The sequence below is a fragment of the Natrinema sp. LJW11 genome, assembly GCF_056135975.1.
The window spans coordinates 180,251-197,771 of sequence record NZ_JBWBDM010000005.1 but is presented as its reverse complement, the minus strand read 5'-3'; the positions used below and the strand labels follow the sequence as shown (position 1 = coordinate 197,771).

13 protein-coding genes are annotated in these 17,521 nt (G+C 59.7%); 6 read left to right on the top strand and 7 right to left on the bottom strand.

Features of this window, described 5'->3' with window-relative positions; genetic code table 11:
- Positions 1-12: 12 nt before the first annotated feature.
- From AC0QDI_RS15120 to AC0QDI_RS15110, 3 genes are all read right to left on the bottom strand, one after another.
- Positions 13-222 carry a DUF7979 domain-containing protein gene (locus AC0QDI_RS15120; protein ID WP_474669571.1) on the bottom strand — a complete coding sequence of 70 codons (210 nt, stop codon included), beginning with the start codon at positions 220-222 and terminating at the stop codon, positions 13-15.
- Positions 223-379: 157 nt separating this feature from the next.
- Positions 380-1,156 (bottom strand): SDR family NAD(P)-dependent oxidoreductase, encoded by a 777-nt coding sequence (locus tag AC0QDI_RS15115; protein WP_474669569.1) that lies wholly within the window; start codon positions 1,154-1,156, stop codon positions 380-382.
- 495 nt (positions 1,157-1,651) lie between these two features.
- Positions 1,652-2,179, bottom strand: coding sequence for a phosphopantetheine adenylyltransferase (locus tag AC0QDI_RS15110; protein ID WP_474669567.1), 528 nt, complete (start codon positions 2,177-2,179; stop codon positions 1,652-1,654).
- A 1,221-nt stretch (positions 2,180-3,400) separates the two neighbouring features.
- On the opposite strand from AC0QDI_RS15110, the gene AC0QDI_RS15105 reads away from it, so the two are divergent.
- Positions 3,401-4,186: a winged helix-turn-helix transcriptional regulator gene (locus tag AC0QDI_RS15105; RefSeq protein ID WP_474669565.1), complete on the top strand. Its 786-nt coding sequence runs from the start codon at positions 3,401-3,403 to the stop codon at positions 4,184-4,186.
- Between the two features lie 444 nt (positions 4,187-4,630).
- Positions 4,631-6,352 carry an inositol monophosphatase family protein gene (locus tag AC0QDI_RS15100; protein WP_474669563.1) on the top strand — a complete coding sequence of 574 codons (1,722 nt, stop codon included), beginning with the start codon at positions 4,631-4,633 and terminating at the stop codon, positions 6,350-6,352.
- 195 nt (positions 6,353-6,547) lie between these two features.
- Here AC0QDI_RS15100 and AC0QDI_RS15095 read toward each other — a convergent pair whose 3' ends face one another.
- Positions 6,548-7,702 (bottom strand): thiolase family protein, encoded by a 1,155-nt coding sequence (locus AC0QDI_RS15095; protein WP_474669561.1) that lies wholly within the window; start codon positions 7,700-7,702, stop codon positions 6,548-6,550.
- A 162-nt stretch (positions 7,703-7,864) separates the two neighbouring features.
- Here AC0QDI_RS15095 and AC0QDI_RS15090 point away from each other — a divergent pair, with 162 nt between their 5' ends.
- Positions 7,865-8,674 carry an enoyl-CoA hydratase/isomerase family protein gene (locus AC0QDI_RS15090; RefSeq protein ID WP_474669559.1) on the top strand — a complete coding sequence of 270 codons (810 nt, stop codon included), beginning with the start codon at positions 7,865-7,867 and terminating at the stop codon, positions 8,672-8,674.
- 172 nt (positions 8,675-8,846) lie between these two features.
- On the opposite strand, the gene AC0QDI_RS15085 is transcribed toward AC0QDI_RS15090, so the two are convergent.
- The gene (locus tag AC0QDI_RS15085; RefSeq protein WP_474669557.1) at positions 8,847-9,632 is read right to left on the bottom strand and encodes an SDR family NAD(P)-dependent oxidoreductase; all 786 of its coding nucleotides are present in this window, start codon (positions 9,630-9,632) and stop codon (positions 8,847-8,849) included.
- Positions 9,633-10,065: 433 nt separating this feature from the next.
- Between AC0QDI_RS15085 and AC0QDI_RS15080 the strand changes: the two genes are divergently transcribed.
- Entirely contained in the window at positions 10,066-11,055 is a 990-nt protein-coding gene (locus tag AC0QDI_RS15080; RefSeq protein WP_474669555.1) for an MBL fold metallo-hydrolase, read from the top strand.
- Positions 11,056-11,185: 130 nt separating this feature from the next.
- Here AC0QDI_RS15080 and AC0QDI_RS15075 read toward each other — a convergent pair whose 3' ends face one another.
- Together AC0QDI_RS15075 and AC0QDI_RS15070 are read right to left on the bottom strand one after the other, a co-directional pair.
- Positions 11,186-13,144, bottom strand: a complete 1,959-nt coding sequence (locus AC0QDI_RS15075; protein WP_474669553.1) for a TRAP transporter permease — start codon at positions 13,142-13,144, stop codon at positions 11,186-11,188.
- Positions 13,145-13,277: 133 nt separating this feature from the next.
- A complete protein-coding gene (locus tag AC0QDI_RS15070; protein WP_474669551.1) occupies positions 13,278-14,174 on the bottom strand; it encodes a TAXI family TRAP transporter solute-binding subunit in 897 nt (298 codons plus the stop codon).
- A 509-nt stretch (positions 14,175-14,683) separates the two neighbouring features.
- Here AC0QDI_RS15070 and AC0QDI_RS15065 point away from each other — a divergent pair.
- Together AC0QDI_RS15065 and AC0QDI_RS15060 are read left to right on the top strand one after the other, a co-directional pair.
- Positions 14,684-16,213, top strand: a complete 1,530-nt coding sequence (locus tag AC0QDI_RS15065; protein WP_474669549.1) for a class I adenylate-forming enzyme family protein — start codon at positions 14,684-14,686, stop codon at positions 16,211-16,213.
- Between the two features lie 186 nt (positions 16,214-16,399).
- Positions 16,400-17,467, top strand: a complete 1,068-nt coding sequence (locus AC0QDI_RS15060; RefSeq protein WP_474669547.1) for a phosphotransferase family protein — start codon at positions 16,400-16,402, stop codon at positions 17,465-17,467.
- Positions 17,468-17,521: the final 54 nt, after the last annotated feature.

Genomic DNA, 17,521 nt, shown 5'->3' with positions numbered 1-17,521 from the left:
GAAGTCCGGCCACTACTCACGAACGACCTCGTAGTATTCGACGTATTTCACGTAGTCACAGCCGTCGAGACCGGCCTCGAGTGACGACGACGCTGCGTCGTCGCTCGATTCCAACAGGGTGGGGAACTGTTCCTTGACAGGTTCGGAGAGCTCGTCGTAGTGACAGACGCGCGAATCGTTTCGGACGTCGTCAGCACTACAGTGAGTGATGGACTCAACCATGGGACACGGTACCAGTCGTAAGCTATTCAATGTTGTCATCGGGCGAGCTGCGCCCGTCTGGTGGGGGCGCCGAGACAAGAGTGAAACGCGCGGGTAACCGATTCACGCCGCGCGATCGATCAGCCGGAATCGAGACTGTTCTGCCGGTTCGTCCGGTCTATCCGCGGATGTACCCGCCGTTGACACTGAGCACCTCTGCAGTGATCCAGTCGGCAGCGTCGCTCGCGAGGAACGCGACCGCATCGGCGATGTCCTGGGGCTGACCGAGGCGATTCAACGCGTAGGACTCGAGGACCTTGTCCCCGTACTCCGCGAGCCAGTCCTCGGTCGCGGGCGTCTCCGTCGTCCCCGGGGAGACGACGTTCATACGGACCCCGTGTTCACCGACTTCCTTCGCGACGTTCATCGTGAACGCGACGTTGGCGGCTTTAGCGCCGCCGTATACGGGCAGGGACGGATCGTTTCCTTTGTACGAATCGCTGGCGTAGTTGATGATGCAGCCGCTTTCCTGCTCGACCATGTGCGAGAGCGCGGCGTGCGTACAGTTCATCGTCCCGAAGTAGGTCACGCCCACCGAGTGGTCCCAGTCGTCAGGGGTCGACTCGAGGAACGAGGATGCACGCGTACTCAGTCCCGCATTGTTGACGAGAACGTCGATCGAACCGAACTCGTCGACGGTCGTCTCGATCATCTCGGCGGCCTCGTCGTACGATGAGACGTCCGTCTCGATCGCCAACGCCTGCGTATCGTGCTCCGATTCGATGGTTTCGGCCGTTTCTTCGGCGGCTTCGATATCGACATCGGCGATAGTGACGTTCGCACCCTGTGCTGCGAACGTCTCACAAACCGCCCGACCGATTCCGCTCGCTCCGCCCGTCACGGCGACAGCGTCGTCTGTGAAGTCGAACTTTTCGGCAAGTGATTTTTCCGTCACGGCCACCAGTTTGGCAGCATCTCATATAAGACTACTGCGTAATCGCGCTCGGTCTGAACGATCCAGTGACGAACGGCTCGGAAACAGTGATGTCACGACCGTCGGATGCTGAACGGACCCCGATACGCCGATCACGGCATCGTTTCGGTTCCCGTCGCGATTGGGTTCGAGCGACGGATTTCGTTGTGCTCCACGGTAGAACGCCGTCATCGGTGAGTGGATACAACAGTGGCCGAACGCGCAGTCAGGGCCACGCATCGGTTCGAGAGGCAAGGCGGCGTGCGGAATCGTCTTCCACTCGAGCGGAGCCGTCGACGGGTGACGAGTCACGACTCCAACTCCGCAACGCGGAGCGTCTCTTTCCGAGACTAGCGTCGTCCGCACGGCCGACAGGAACGGGGCGGGATGACGCGGCCTGCGAGACCCCCGATCGAGATCCGGTTCGTCGCCGCAGCGGGGCTGATTCCCGAAAGATCGAGTTCACGATGGACGGACTCACTCGGTCTCGGTGAGAAGCTGCCCATGTGCGTCTATCTCGCCGTTTCGGATACGTGTGCTGCTGATCCGAACGCCGTCGTTGGCGGTAACGAACGGCGCAGTGTGAATCTCGAGCGGCGCGAGCCCGTCGCTGACCCGCTGCTCGTTTAGTTCGTGGGCGCGGTGCTGGGCCTTCCCTTCGGGGGAGACGATCAACGCATCGATGTCCTCACGGGTCGCTGCGGGCCCGTGTTGATCCTCGAGCTTGATGGTTTCGTACGAGGCGGTGTACGCACCGCTCAACTGCTCGAGCTCGGCCTCGATGACGTCGCGTCGCTGCTCGAAGGGACCGAGGAGTTCGGCGTGGGCGGGATCGCTGCGCGTCCGTTTTGCGAGCGCCGTCGCCGTCACCGCGACGATCACCTGTCCCTCACCGGCGCCGTCGTGACTCGCAATCTGGAACGCCTTGTGCAGGAGCGCGCGGTGGCCGTCGTGAATCGGTGTGAACGTTCCGCCGAGTATGGCGATTCGGTCACTCTCACTCATGGCGGAGCGTTCGTTATACTTCACTATATATTGGTGGGATACGTGACTGTGACTGCATCCGGACGAGCATCGTTTCCGGTCGGCCATCACCGCGTCGTGTCGCAATTCCGGTAACGTCGTCGTCGGCTGGCACTCCAGAGACCCGGTACGGCCGAGCGCCAGTCCTCGCCGCGTCGAGGCCGGTATGGTCGCTCGTCGCAGCTCGCGTGAGGAGTACTGCCACTGGATAACCGCACGCCGCTCGAGTACTGTACTACCTTTCGTTCGAGTATACAGAACGCACGGGGCGAAACGGCGAGAGCGTTCGCACGACTGTCAGGGAGACTCGGTCCGGGTGGTCCGCGGACGGAACCGTCGGCGTACTCGTCAGGCGGCGCAGCGAGCGGATAGCTGAAGCTCACGAGGTCGTACGACGGGAGATCAGGTGGGATGGGGACGATATCCACCGCCCTCCCCGGAGTATCCGTACGAGTAATCCGACGGGGGAAGATTTACGATCATATCGGTGTAATGGTTTAAAATAGCCCGTAGAGACCGTTCACGGCCCATTATTCGAATATACGGAACGAAAGTCTCGATAGTAGAGTCGCGACGTCGACTCTGGAGGACCCGCTCACCGACCGGGAGTGGAACAGAGAACCCTCACTACCGTCCGTTTTCGTCGAATAGATGCATCAGGGTCGATGCGTGGACCTGAAATCTGGGGATGCGCTTGGACCGGAACCGTTCTGTATATTCGAACGGCGAGTGGTCCACCGGAAGCAATCCGATACCGAACTCAGTTCGCTGTCGGTTGCGGTGTCATCGACGCCGGGTTCGTGATCGGTGTCGGTTCCGATCGGTAGCGGAGGACGGTAAAGGGACGACTATCCTGCCGGGACGGACGAATCGTACCAGCCGACCAATGAACCCGCCCGGGCCGTTCGATGTCAGATTCGGACGGAATGATCGCCCTCGAGGGATCCATCGTTGGCAGCGACTGTCGGCGAACGCGTCGGCGGGATCCAGCCACGCGTCGTAGCGAAGGACCTGCTGGCACGCTTTCGCCTTCGTTCAGTGGTCTGTCCCTCACTCGCAGTGACCAGACAGAACTACAACATAGATCTCGGTCGATAATACGGATATATTAAATAGAAACAGGAAAAAGTATGACAGTTATCTATAATAGTGTTCTCCGCTTTGGTTCGCCACGAGTGCCATTCACTGGCAACAGGGAGAGATATGAGTGAGTCAACACGGCCACCGCAAAGCGAGGCAGCGAACGGATCATCAGCTATACCACGGGCGATTATACACAAGAAAATCCTGGATGTTGCAGAAGAACGACCCGATACGGCCATCACGGAACTCGCAAAAATAGTAAACGGGGCATCGCCGGATCTGGTAAAGCACGTTCTGAAGGAGTACGGCGATCCAGCACGGGTCTCCGAGAGAGTCGGGGAGGATCCGGCGGACGAGTCACCGGGAGAGACGGGGGACGACTCAAACACCAAAACGGAGCAGAAATTGACGGACGATGAGTTAGCGACGCAAGAGGAGTTACAGATCGAACCAGTGACCGACCCGGACCGGATACCCGAAAAGCAACGAGAGATCCTCCGGACGATTTACGAGAAACCGGAAAAAACGCAGAAGGAGATAGCCGAACAGTTTGACGTGAGCAGCGCGACGATCTGTCGACGGATAAACGACGTTGACGGGTTCGAGTGGAATGACCGTCACGAATTCGTCGAGCGAATATTCGGAACCGAAAAGCCGTCGGAGAACGAGAACATGTCAGATGACCCTTTCGAGGGAGGAGCGGGTAGTGATATTACTGAAATCCGTAACCGACTCCAACGGATCGAAGAAAGCCTACAGGAGCAATCTCGATCGCATACCGTCTTTGAAGATCCCGCTCTCGTTCACAAGGTCGTTCACGCCTGCATGAACTCAGATCAAATCTCTGAAGCGGAAGAGTTGAAAGTACTGAGTTGCCTGATCGGCAACGAGCCCAACACTGATTGAACGCCATCTGAAACGACGACCGTCTCTCAGCAGTAGACCGACCGAATCGGCTCTGTGAGAAACACGCTACGAGTGGTGAGAGAATTCAGTAGTCCTCCTCGTGAGACTATCGAACGCTGGTCTCTTCTCGAAGGAGTCGGAACTGAACGGCCGGTGTTTCGGGAACCGGACGCGAAGGCGGCCGTCGCCGTTCGCATTGAGATCGGTGACCGGATCGATCTCCTCACCGTTCGGTCGCAGCAGTGGGTGATAGACGACCGGGAGAAAATTGCCATTTCGTAATTCTTCCGTGTGTTTTACACAAAGAGAAATTTTTGAGACTTTCTTATGGAGTTTCCAAACGTTTATAAGAAATAACGTGCTTCGAGTGATTACTGCTATCTACCCACACGGATTAGCGCGCGCCGCGCGTTGTTCGCCTCGGGTCGATAGCGTGGAGTAACTATGATTGGAAGACGACTCGCCACCACGGAAGAACTCATCGTCCTCGTCAGTCCCGACAGCGACGAGGAACTCGCGACTATCGAAGAGTGGGGACGAACGCGAAGCGTTTCTGTCAACGCGGTCGATGTCGGCAGTGATATCGATCCGATCTACGAGCCCGGCACCGAATATCTCGGCGTCACGCTCGGCGGTGACGGGACGTACCTCGAGGGAGTCCGACAGTTCAGTCCCAAAGAGATACCGATTCTCGGGGTCAACGCCGGCAGTCTCGCGTTCCTCGCGAGCATCTCGCCGGACGATCTCACCGACGCCCTCACGGAAACGGTTTCCGGGAAGGCGACGATCGATCAGCGACAGCAACTGCAGGTCACCGCGGACGGCGTCGACTGTACGGGCATCAACGACGTGATGATCGAACACGTCCCGCCCGAGAACCCCGTCGACCGAAAGATAACGCGACTCGAAGTGTACGCTGACGACGAGTTCATCGGCGAGTACGAAGGAAGCGGGATCGCAGTATCGACGCCGACGGGCTCGACCGGCGTCTCGTTATCGGCCGGCGGACCGATCCACTATCCGAAGAACAACACGTCGCTGCAGCTCGTCCCGCTTCACACCCACCGACTCGGCGTACGGCCTCTCATCGTCGATGCGGAGACGACCCTTCGAGTCGTTTCCGAAGGGCCGGCGAACCTGCTCGTCGACGGTGGTCGCGCCCAGACGAGACTCGGGGAAGCGGACGTCGTCACGGTCGAGGGGGCGGGAACGGCAGCCCACGTCGTCAATACGAGCTACGACGACGATTTCTTCACCTCGGTTTCCGAAAAACTGGGGTGGAGCGTCCGTGAGGACCGGAACGACACTGGTTTCAGTGACATCGGAACTCGAGCCGACGGAACTCACGACGAGCGACCGCTCTTGGAGCGAGCGAAACGAGCGGCGATGGATGCCGCCCGGGCGGCGGGGCCCGCACTTCGGGAACTTCACGGACAGACCGAATCGATCGAGTTCAAGTCGGACAAGTCGGACATCGTCACGGAGGCCGACTACAAGTCCGAGAACATCATCACGACGGTCCTCGAGAGCGAATTCCCCGATCACGGAATTCGATCCGAAGAGGACGTCCAACGCGACGGCTCGAGCGAGTACACGTGGTCGGTCGATCCCCTCGACGGCACCGGTAATTTCGCGCACGGGAATCCGAACTACTCCGTCTCGATCGCGCTGCTCGAAAACGAAACCCCCGTCATGGGGGTCGTCTACGCGCCCGAGACCGACGAGATGTTCAGCGCGATCAGCGGCGAGGAGGCGACGCTCAACGGCAAACCCCTTACCACGACCGAACGAACGTCCCTCGACGAGTGTATGTTGCTCTCCGGATACGATCCGGACGGCACGTTCCTATCTCACAGTTATCACGAAGCCCGAGGCGTTCGTCGGCTCGGCTCTGCCGCACTGAATCTCTGTTATCTCGCAGCCGGCAGCGCGGACGCCGTCTGGGAGTACGATACCTATCCCTGGGATGTCAACGCGGGACTGGTCATCGCTCGAACGGCGGGCGCGACCGTGACGACGGCCGACGGTACCCGGTACGAGTCAAACGTCGACCTCGACACGCGAAACGAACTGCTCGGATCGAACGGTCCACTGCATGAAACGCTGCTCTCGCATCTGCAGGGGGCCGATGCACTCCGCTCGACGACCACCGGTTTGACCGACTGAGCCGCGTTCACCGCGTCACCTCGATTCGCGTGCCGGTCGCGGTCGCCTGAAGCGGAGACCGACGGGGATACGCGACGTTCGCGATACTCTCGGCGGGACACCGTCACGTAACTGGCCTGCTGATGGCGGAGTCCGAACGAACACCGCCGACACGCAACGGAGAGACGGAAAGCGACGTCGCCGTCCGAACGCAGTTCAGACCCGCTCGATGATAGTTGCGACGCCTTGGCCGAAGCCGATACACATCGTCGACAGCGCGGTATCCTGGCCCGTGCGCTCGAGTTCGTGGGCGAGCTTGGTGAGCAACATCGCGCCGGTCGCGCCCAGCGGGTGGCCGTGAGCGATCGCGCCGCCGTTGACGTTGACGTCCTCCCAGGACGCGCCCGACTCCTCGAGCCAGGCGCCGACGACGGATGCGAACGCCTCGTTGACCTCGAAGAGGTCGATGTCCCCGACGGTCATATCCGCCTTCTCGAGGACTTGTTCGGTCGCCGGAATCGGCCCCTTGAGCATCGTCACCGGGTCGACGCCGACGACTTCCGTCTGCCGAATACGGGCCATCGGGTCCCAGCCGTGTTCCTCGGCGGCTTCCTCGCTCGCGATGAGCAAGGCGGACGATCCATCGACGATCCCGGAGGAGTTCCCGGGATGGTGGAACCCGTCCCCTTCCTCGCGGAACGAGAGCGGCAGGTTCGAAAGCGTCTCGAGGTCGGTTCCCGGTCGGGGATGTTCGTCTTGCTCCACGACGACTTCCTCCCCGTCGAGTTCGGTCTCGACCGGGACGAGCTGATCGTCGAAGCGTCCCTCGTCCCAGGCCCGCTTCCAGCGCTGCTGGGAATCGACGGCGATCTCGTCGAGTTCCGTCCGGGAGAGGTCCCACTCTTCGGCGATGCGTTCGGCACCCTCGCCCTGATTCGTCCGTTCGTCGAAATACTCGAAGTACGTGTCCGTGAGGCTGTCCGCGTTCGCGTCGGATCCCATCGGAACGCGAGTCATGTGCTCGACGCCGCCCGCGATGAGGACGTCGTGCTGGTCGGCCATGACGTTTGCAGCCGCGAAGTTAGTCGCCTGCTGGCCGGAGCCACACATCCGGTTGAGCTGGACGCCCGGAACAATATCGCCCCAGCCCGCGACCATCGGTGCGAGTCGACCCACGTTCAGGCCCTGTTCGCCCACCGGGCTCACGCAGCCGTAGATGACGTCTTCGATCGTTTCCGGCTCGAATCCGTTTCGTTCTCGGAGCGCCTCGAGCGGCTCCGCAGCGAGGTCCTGTGGATGAGTATCGCGGAACGACCCGTCTCGCTTCCCGAACGGCGTTCGCACTGCGTCAACAATGACAGCGTTTTTCATTGGCGTGTGCCACGTTATCCATCGAGCTATTAATAGCTTTGTCTACGACAGCGGTCAAATTCCTCCTCTGTCACTTCCGAACGCCCAGCCGAAGTCGTCGAACCGGGACGAAGAGACTTCCACAGTGATAGGAACTAAGGGGACGGATATCGATTGTCGATCATGCGCGAGATAGGAAGCGGCAACGTACTCGTGGAGATCGACGACCACCGCGCCGATATCGTTCTGAACCGGCCGGAGAAGCGCAACGCGATGAACGAGGCCGTGCTAACCGACCTGAAGCAGGCGATTACCGAAGCGGATTCGGACGAGCGAGTTCGCGCGATCACGCTGCTCGGCAACGGACCGGTGTTCTGTGCCGGAATGGATCTCGAAATGATGCGTGACCGGGGCGAACAAGCCCAGCAAGGGGAATCACGCAGTACCGGCTCCCAGGGGGATCTCCTCGGGGACGTCGTCGATGCGATCGAGACGGCCCGCGTTCCGACCGTCGTCGGGATCAAACGAGCCGCGCCCGCCGGCGCGTTCGAACTGTCCCTTCCCGCTGACTTCCGGATCATCTCGGAAGATGCACAGTACGGCGTTATCGAGGTAAAACTCGGTACGTTCCCGCACGGGGGCGCAACACAGCGGCTCCCTCGCATGATCGGACTGGCAAAAGCGAAAGAGCTGGTCCTCAGTGGGGAGTTCATCGACCCCGAAGAGGCCGAGCGAATCGGGCTGGTGAACGAGGTATGCGATGTGGAAGCCGTCGACGACCGTGCTCGCGAGCTCGCGGACGATCTCGCTGAGAACGCCCCACTCGGGATGGAGCGGGCCCGAAAAGCGCTCAACGCCGCCTTGGAAACCCCGCTCGACGAGGGACTCGCTTACGAAAATTCCCTCGGGAAACAACTCGACGACACGTACGACTACACGGAAGGGTTTACGGCGCGGCTCGAGGATCGCGAACCCGAGTTCGAAGGACGGTAGCGAAGCGCCCCCGTCTTCCTCATTCGACTCCGAGAATGTCCGAGTAGTTGCCCGCTCGGTACCGGGTGGGAAACGTCGTGTGGCGCCGCATCGACGGCTCGTCGTGATCGTTTCAGAAAGTAAGTCGGCCACGCGCGTCGAGAAGAAACCGAAAGGACAAGCGGAGGCTCCGTTAGAACGAGAAGAGATCGATGCCGCCGGTCACGCCGATGACCTGTCCGGTCACGTACGACGCGTGTTCCGAACTGAGATAAGCGATCATGTTCGCAACGTCGTCCTCGCTACCGAGGCGTCGCATCGGTGTCGCCTCCGCGATTCGAGCGAAGTACTCGTCGACGTTTTCGCGGAGTTCGTCCGGCGTCATCTCGGACCACTGATCGACGACGATGTTCGGAGCGATGACGTTCGACGTGACTCCGGACTGTGCGCCTTCGAGCGCCATCGTCTTTCCGACACCGAGCATCGCCGCTTTCGTCGCCGAGTACGAGAACTGGCCGAATCCGCCGTACCAGCCGGCCATCGACGACATGTTGATGACGCGACCCCAACCGCGGTCACACATCTTCGGGAAGACTTCTTTACTGATGTTGTACGTTCCGGTCAGGTTGATTTCGACGTCCCGGTCCCAGGTCTCGTCGTCGAAGTCGGCGATGCGGTTGCGAGCGTCTACCATCGCAGCGTTGTTGACGAGAATGTCGACGCCGCCGAACTCGTCTCGAACGTCGTCCATCGACTCCCGCACGTCTTCCCTGTCGGTCAAGTCACAAAGCAGCGGGAGCGCGTCTCCTCCGCCTGCGGTTTCGTTTACCTCCTCGGCGACTTCGGAGGCGCCGTCCTCGTCGACGTCGAGGACGACGACGTTCGCGCCTTCTTCCGCGAGCGTTCGGCAATCTGCGCCTCCGATTCGTCCGGCACCGCCGGTAACAACCGCGGTTTTATCGTTGATACCTAATTCCATCGCAATTTGTGAGTGTTTGTCGACCATAATAACGATTCCCCTTTTCGAGGGGAACGACAGTCCGACTCCGGGGACCGACTGGAACAGTACCGCGGCTGAATACGAACCGCCAGCGATGGGATCCTTATCAACGATACGGCTGCCTACGGATGCGAAGAAGTCACAATAAAGTCTGCACCTTGGTTTCGCATTCCACCTGACGTGCGTTGACGATCAGATAACACCCTAAGTGTGTTATGGACTCTGGGAGATGGGGTGGATTAACATCTCACATGCGAGGATTCTGTCGCGGTCCATACCCGATCGATACCGGGTCGTCGGCAACCGACCTCGAGAGCGATGACTACCCCGGCGATCCGTTCTTCGAGGTCGTTTTACCGGGCGCATTTCCCTCCAATAGAAATTTATCTACCGAGGTTTCCATACTGGACGTATGAACGACGCTGATCGGACTGTCGTTTCGGACCGCGATGCGGAGATACACCGACTGGAGTTTTCCGTCGACTGGCGACCCGGCCACGCAGCGGCGTATTTGATAGCCGACGACGAGCCGATTCTAATCGACGCGGGGACGCCAGGCGAACGCGGTTCGGAGGAATTACGTACGGAACTAGCTGCCCACGGTTACGAACCGGCTGACATCGAGCACGTCGTGCTCACGCACGGCCATACGGATCACGTCGGCCAGGCGCGGACGCTCCACGAAGCGGGATCGCCGATGATCTACGCGCCGAAACGAATGCGAGAACGATACGAACGAGACATGGAAACGGTCACCGAGCGAACGCGGGCAAACCTCCTCGAGAGTGGCCTCGAACCTCGTCGTCTGGAGTCCGCCAGCGAACGATTGCTCGTCGCCCATCGGGTCGTTCGCGAATCTCTTCCCGAAGAAGCAGTGGACGTATGGGTCGACGACGTGCCTCTCACCGTCGGGAGACGCGAATTGGAACCGATCTCTGCTCCGGGCCATCACATCAGTCACGTCTGTTTCGGGATGACGCTCGACGGCGACCGAGTGATCTTCTCCGGGGACATGGCGATACGACCGTTTCGCGCACCGTCCCTACTCGTTAACTTCGACGACGGCGTTAGGGACAGCGTGCGGCAGTTCCGTTCTTCGCTAGACCGGCTCAAAACCTACGACTTCAGCCGAGTATATCCGGGACATGGCCCGGTACACGACCAGTATCAGGACTGTCTCGACCGATCGATAACGGACCTCGAGAACAAATGCGAGCAATGCCTCGAACGGATCGAAACTGGCCGGACCACGGCCTTTCAGATCGCCGCCGAGAGAGCGGGAACGAAACGGGAGATCAGCCGAATCTTCGCGGAAACCGTCGGCCTCGTCGGATATCTCGAACACCACGGCCAGATACAGCGCACCGTCGAGGACGGCGTTCGGTACTACAGCCGAACCTGAAGGGAAGACCGTCCCGACGTCCTCCGGCAACTATAGGGGCCACTGAACGTCATTGCAGATCTGATCGCTCGATTGCGTTGCGATCAGTGTGTAAATCGTTCCAGTGGCAACTACATCTGGAAGACCCGTGTCAATCGCTCGGTTTCGACTCCGGCCGGATGAGTCCGGGGTCCTGGTTCTCATACGCCAACAATCCGAGGATAGCAACGACCACGGCAGCCTGAAGCAGCGTCGGACCCCACATTCCGGCCGCCGAGAGCCCCAGATAGACCGCGCGATGTGGCAGCGAGATCTTGTTTCGACCGTTGAATCCGGTCGTCGCGACGGTGAGTGCCGTGATGCTCACGAAGAGGAAACACAGCGCGAGTGGCGTCGCCGGAAACGACCAGTACAGGATGCTGTCGTTCGTTATAAACGCGAAGGGGATAACGAACCCGGGGGCACCGATACGAAGTGCCTGTTTGCTCGCCACGAGGAAGTTTGCGTCCGCGATCTTCGAGCCGATCGCGACCGCAATCGCCACGGGCGGGGTTATCGCCGACAGCATCGCGAAGTAGAATACGAACATGTGTGCCGTGATTTCCTTCACGCCGAACCCGATCATCGCCGGCGCGATGAGAATAACGACCAGGATATAGGCGGCCGGCGTCGGCATACCTAATCCAAACAGGATACTGGTAACTGCGGCGATCAATAGGAGGAAGACGAATATCCCACCGGCCAGGCTGACCATCTGGGCGCTGATCTTTTGAGTGAGTCCCGTCTGTGTTAGCAGCGTGAGGACGATCCCGAGAGACGCTAACACGCCGACTAGCGGTGCGACTTCGACACCGCCCTGTTTGAATCCCCGTATGGTCTGTTTCGTGGTATCGACCAAAACGGCGGGGGAAAGCCCCTCAGTTGCGAGGTTTTTCACGTACATGGTAGCGATCAACGCCACGGTGGAATACAGCCCCGCGCCGAGCGGTGTGAGACGCATGACCGCGAGCGTGTACACAAGTACACCGAGGGGCACGACGAAGTGAAGACCGGACAGGAGCATGCTCGTATCGAAGGAACCCGTACTGGAGACCGTCCAGCCGTGTTTGCGCAACAACAGATGCACGGCGGCGAAGACGCTGAAGTAAAACAGCGCAGCGGGAATGATACCCGCTTGGATCACGCGGAGGTACGATATGCCGAGCATGTCGGCCATGAGAAACGCTGCAACGCCCATCACCGGGGGGAGCATCTGGCCGCCGGTCGACGCGACGCTTTCGATAGCGGCAGCGAAATCGCTTCTGATCCCCTGTTCTTTCATCATCGGGATCGTGAAACTCCCCGTCGTCGCGGTGTTCGCTGCGGCACTGCCGGTGATCGATCCCATCACCATGCTTCCGATGACGGCGATGTGCACCACACCGCTTTTGAGCGATTTCTGGGTCTCTTGGGAAATCTCGATGATGAAGTCCATCAGTCCGAACACTTTCGCGATCCCGGCGAACATGATGAAAATGGCGACCCAGGTCGAGCCGACCGTAAGGATGAATCCGTAGACGCCGGAGAGTCCGATCGCGCCGTTTCGGCTGATCTGTTCCCACCCCATCCCACTGTGTCCGAATACGCCCGGAAGCAGTGGTCCGACCATCGTCGTCGCGTACAGTATCGATGCCAGAACGACGCCCGCGATAGCTTTACCGTATGCGCGATACGTAGCGTCGACGGCGAGGAAGATGATGACGAGTCCGATGAGGAGGTCCGTCTGGTTCCATCCCATGATCGGGGCTTCGCTCAACAGACGGTCGAAATTGAGTTCGACGTACGCGGTGACGGCTACCGAGGTAACTGCCAGTAGCAGGCAGACACCCGGATTGATACGTGATATCGCGGGACGAACCGTTCGACCCCAGACGGAATCGTTCACGTCGACCAGTCCGAATAGCCGACCGCCGTCTTCGACGGGACTACTTGCCATCGAGGCTTGCTCCTCGACGCCGGGAACAGCTGCTTCGGTTTCGCTGTCGTCCTCGTAGACGTCCTTGACCTCGAGCAAGTAGAACAGAAACAGGCCGATCCCGAGAAAGGCGTTCGAAAATCGAAGTCGACTCACTGGCAACGCGTATGCGTAATAGAGCGTCGATACCGTCAGCGAAAGCGCAGTAACAAATACGACGCCCCTGAGAGCCGACATTGCGGTCAGTGATCGGTTTGCTGTGGCCATGGGTATAGTGTATTATTGATGACTATTCGTCTGCACGACCGCCCTTGGCCATGTCCCATGCGCCGATTTCTTCGTAGAAATCGGCAGCGGCCGGATGGAAGGGGACCGCTTCGTACGAGTTCTGTATCCAGTGTTCGATGTTGCCGTGGAACGAGAGGATGTTGTGATAATCGGATAGTGAATCTCGATTTTCGTACATGATATTCAGCAGTTCGGAAATAGCATCTGGATCGATGTCGTTGCGCGCGACCATGTTAAAGTTCGCAGTCGGAACGGTCAACGTATCCGCAGGGACGTTCGCGTATCCGGAGAACTGCGTCATATCGACGTCCGCGAGGGTGATCAACGGATCGTCTTCCATCTCGGAGAGCGCGCTCTCCGGCCACTGCAGGACGCTCAAGTCGACGCTGCTCTTTTGCTCCTGAACGTACGACCCCTCGACCTGACCGTTCATCAGCGGCACGATGCCGACGTCGAGCGTCCCTTCCTGGAACGGGCCCGCCTGTTGGGTAAACCGAATGCTCGCCGCCTCGTAATCGTCGACGGCGTAGTCCAAGGCCATCTCGAGCATGTCTCTCGTCCCGGCGCCCTCCTCGGCGGGAGAGACGCGAGTATCCGACTGAATGTCGGTGATCGAGTCCCAGTCGTGTCTCGTCACGAAGAGGAACGGGGATGACATCCAGTGAATGATTTCGTTCATTTCGAACGAGACCTCCGAATACGGGCCCATCCGCTCCGTGACTCGAACCGCGTCGAAACTCTGGGTGTACGCGATGTCGGCTTCGCCACGCTGGAGTCGGCCGATGTTCGCGCCCGACCCCTTGCTGGGCTTCGCTTCCAACTGGACTTGATCGGTATTTTCGTTAACGAGGGACGTAACTCCCTGAACGGAAGCGTACGAAGCGCTCTCGGAAGCCATCGTCGTCCATACTACGCTTCCGTCGTCCGATCCGCTACCGCCGCCCAAGCACCCGGAGAGCCCGAGAATTCCGGCTCCGCTGGCTGCGGCGAGAAACGACCGTCGGTGAACTCTTTCAGTCATAGTCGACATACGAGCCATCCGACCACCATTATAAATAGTTATCGATTACGGGGAGTCAGCGGAAATACTCGAATAAAATACGTATTATCTCGGTATTTTTGTAAGAACGTTGTACTGTAGGTGGAGCGACCGCAACCATACCGAAAGAGAACACCCGATCGGAAACGGAAATTTCGCTCGTCATCTCGCACCGCGACGGGCGCGCGCAGACTGAATTCCCGAAAGCGTCCGACTGCCGCTTCGACAGGGGTCGAAATTTCCGAAGCGAAACTCGCGTTGGTCGTCCCGACTCTTCGTCGGACTCCTCGGAAAGTGGTGTGAAACGTGAGTGTAATCGGAAACGGGAACGCGTAACTATTATCCCAGCATATGTGGTGTGTGAACGCATGAACGGGCTTACGGTTGGCTATCTGGCCGAACGAAACGCGCGGAAGTACCCCGATCGAGAAGCGGCGATTCACCGGACGGAAAACGGACGCGTAACGGAATACACGTTCGCGGAATTCGACGACCGAACGAACCGAATCGCGAACGGCTTACGGGAACGCGGCGTCGGCGAGGGAGACACCGTCGCGCTGTATATGAAGAACAACGTCGAGACGCTCGAGGTTTTCCTCGCCGTGATGAAACTCGGCGCGCTTCCGGTCCCGGTCAACCACCGGTTCAAAGGCGAGGAGGTGATATACGTGCTCGAGGATAGCGGCCCCCGAATCGCGATCGTGGACGAGTTCGGTGCCGACACGATCGCCGATATTCACGACCATCCCGACGTCCCCGTCGAGACCGTCCTGTACGTCGGCGAAGAAACGCCGCCGTTCGCCACCGATTACGAGACGGTCGTGAGGAACGCGTCGGAAGCGCCGGTCGATATCGTTCCCGCACGGGCCGGCGACGCGGCCCTGATGTACACGAGCGGAACGACCGGAACGCCGAAGGGATGTCTCTTCACGCACGACAATCTGATCACGCTCGCGGCCGACGGTGCCTACGAGGGGGACCACATCGAGCCGGGGAACCGTCACATGATCGTAACCCCGCTGTTTCACGTCGGCGCTTTCGTTCCGTTTATAACGAATTTCTACGCCGGCGGAACGACCATCGTCGTCGATGGATTCGACCCGGAACCAGTTCTCGAGTACATCGAAGCGGAATCGGTCAACTCGTCGTATTTCGTCCCGACGCAGAGTCGCCAACTGCTCGCGGTCGAGAACCTCGAAGAGTACGATTTCTCGAGTTTCGAGAGCTACGGAACCGGAGCGGCGCCGTCGGGCGCGGACCTCAAACGCGAGATCATTGAGACGTTCGAGACGGACCTCGTCGAGAGCTTCGGACAGACGGAAGCGCTGTCGACGCGCCTTCCGCCGGATCGGACGATCGACAAGGCGGAGAGCGTGGGACGACCCGCCCTCAACCTCGAAATGAAAGTCGTCGATTCGGACGGGAACCGCGTCCCGCGCGGTGAGATCGGGCGCGCGGGATACAAGGGCCCGTCAGTGTTTGCGGGCTATCACGGTATGCCCGAGAAGACGGCCGAAGTCTTCGACGAGGACGGCTGGTTCATTTCCGACGACCTCATCCGGCGGGACGAAGAGGGGTTCGTGTACTTCGTCGGCCGTGCCGACGATATGATCGTTTCCGGCGGCGAAAACATTCATCCAGCGGAAATCGAAGAGGTATTGCACGAACACCCGGCGGTGGACGAAGTGGCAGTCGTCGGGGTTCCGGACGAAACGTGGGGTGAACGCGTCAAAGCCGCCGTCGTTCCACACGAGGTGGCGTCCGATCTCGACGAGGGGGAGATCGTCTCGTACGTCGAGGAGCGGATCGCGAGTTACAAAAAACCGCGCGAGGTCGAGTTCCGAACGGCACTTCCGCGAAATCCGACGGGAAAAGTGCTGAAAGGGGAGCTCAAATGACATCTCGAGCGGACGTTCGATCCCCTCGATGGTGGTCTCGGTCCGTCCGAAACCGCGGGACTGATCGTTCCGTACCGCCGCAGTCGGTCCTCTCGAGGGGGCTAGCTTCGAGACGCCGTGTGGCCGACGACTACACATTTAAGGGCATGCCCACCAATACCACGGACGAATCGGAGAGAACGATACATGAGTGAAAACGACCAGACGTACTTCGACCGACTCGTCGATCTGGACGCGCTCGAGGCGTTTTTCGAAGAGCACCTCGGTCCGACGGACCGATTCGACGTCGATCGACATCCGGGCGGCCATTCCAACGAAACGTTGTTCGTTACGTGGGGTGATCGGAATCTCGTAATTCGTCGTCCACCCCCGGGCGAAACCGCCGACACCGCACACGACGTAATTCGCGAGTACACGGTTCTCGAGGCGCTCCAGGGGACGGACGTACCGGTTCCGACGACGGTGGTAGTCAGCGAGGACGGGGACGTTATCGGCTCTGAGTTCTACGTGATGGAGCGGATGGAGGGGACCGTAATTCGGGACGACGAACCCGATCGATTCGGACGACCGGAGTATCGACAGCAGGTAGGAACTGAACTAGTCGATACGCTGGCGTCTATCCACACCGTCGATTACGAAGCCATCGGTCTCGACGAGTTCGGCCATCCCGACGGCTTTACGCAACGACAAGTCGACCGATGGCAGCAACAGTACGATTGGGCGTTCGAGGTCACCTCCGAGGAGCGGTCTATCCCCGAAGTACGCGAAGTGACCGATTGGCTTCAGGATCACGTCCCGTCGAATTCACCGCAGACGCTCGTACACGGTGACTACAAACTGGATAACGTGATGTTCGGTCCGGAACTGCCCCCGACGATCACGGCGGTCTTGGACTGGGAGATGTCGACGCTCGGTGATCCGTTCACGGATCTCGGTTGGTTGCTCTCGTACTGGCCCGATCAGGGCGATGAAACGACCACCGTCGGCACCGCCGGCGATGCCGCCTACCTCCTTCAGGACGGGTACCAGACCCGAGAGACACTCGTCGAACGATACGAGTCGGCGACCGGATTCAGTTTCGAGAACGACCGGTTCTATCGCGCGCTCGCGTACTACAAACTCGGCGCGATCGGTGAGATGTTCTTCCGGCGTCACATAGAGGGAAACGCCGACGACGAGCACTATCCGATGATGGAGCACCGCGTTCCCGAACTCGCCAGGCAGGCACTCCGTGTGATCAACGACGGCGAGTGAGAACTCACGCGCTCGACATCGGCGATTCGGGCGTGCCAGACCCACACCAGCACA

Coding starts and splice junctions, on each gene's coding strand:
- AC0QDI_RS15085 (WP_474669557.1), bottom strand. CDS start 9,632: ATGGAATTAGGTATCAACGATAAAACCGCGGTTGTTACCGGCGGTGCC.
- AC0QDI_RS15095 (WP_474669561.1), bottom strand. CDS start 7,702: ATGAAAAACGCTGTCATTGTTGACGCAGTGCGAACGCCGTTCGGGAAG.
- AC0QDI_RS15080 (WP_474669555.1), top strand. CDS start 10,066: ATGAACGACGCTGATCGGACTGTCGTTTCGGACCGCGATGCGGAGATA.
- AC0QDI_RS15105 (WP_474669565.1), top strand. CDS start 3,401: ATGAGTGAGTCAACACGGCCACCGCAAAGCGAGGCAGCGAACGGATCA.
- AC0QDI_RS15110 (WP_474669567.1), bottom strand. CDS start 2,179: ATGAGTGAGAGTGACCGAATCGCCATACTCGGCGGAACGTTCACACCG.
- AC0QDI_RS15060 (WP_474669547.1), top strand. CDS start 16,400: ATGAGTGAAAACGACCAGACGTACTTCGACCGACTCGTCGATCTGGAC.
- AC0QDI_RS15100 (WP_474669563.1), top strand. CDS start 4,631: ATGATTGGAAGACGACTCGCCACCACGGAAGAACTCATCGTCCTCGTC.
- AC0QDI_RS15065 (WP_474669549.1), top strand. CDS start 14,684: ATGAACGGGCTTACGGTTGGCTATCTGGCCGAACGAAACGCGCGGAAG.
- AC0QDI_RS15090 (WP_474669559.1), top strand. CDS start 7,865: ATGCGCGAGATAGGAAGCGGCAACGTACTCGTGGAGATCGACGACCAC.
- AC0QDI_RS15120 (WP_474669571.1), bottom strand. CDS start 222: ATGGTTGAGTCCATCACTCACTGTAGTGCTGACGACGTCCGAAACGAT.
- AC0QDI_RS15070 (WP_474669551.1), bottom strand. CDS start 14,174: ATGGCTTCCGAGAGCGCTTCGTACGCTTCCGTTCAGGGAGTTACGTCC.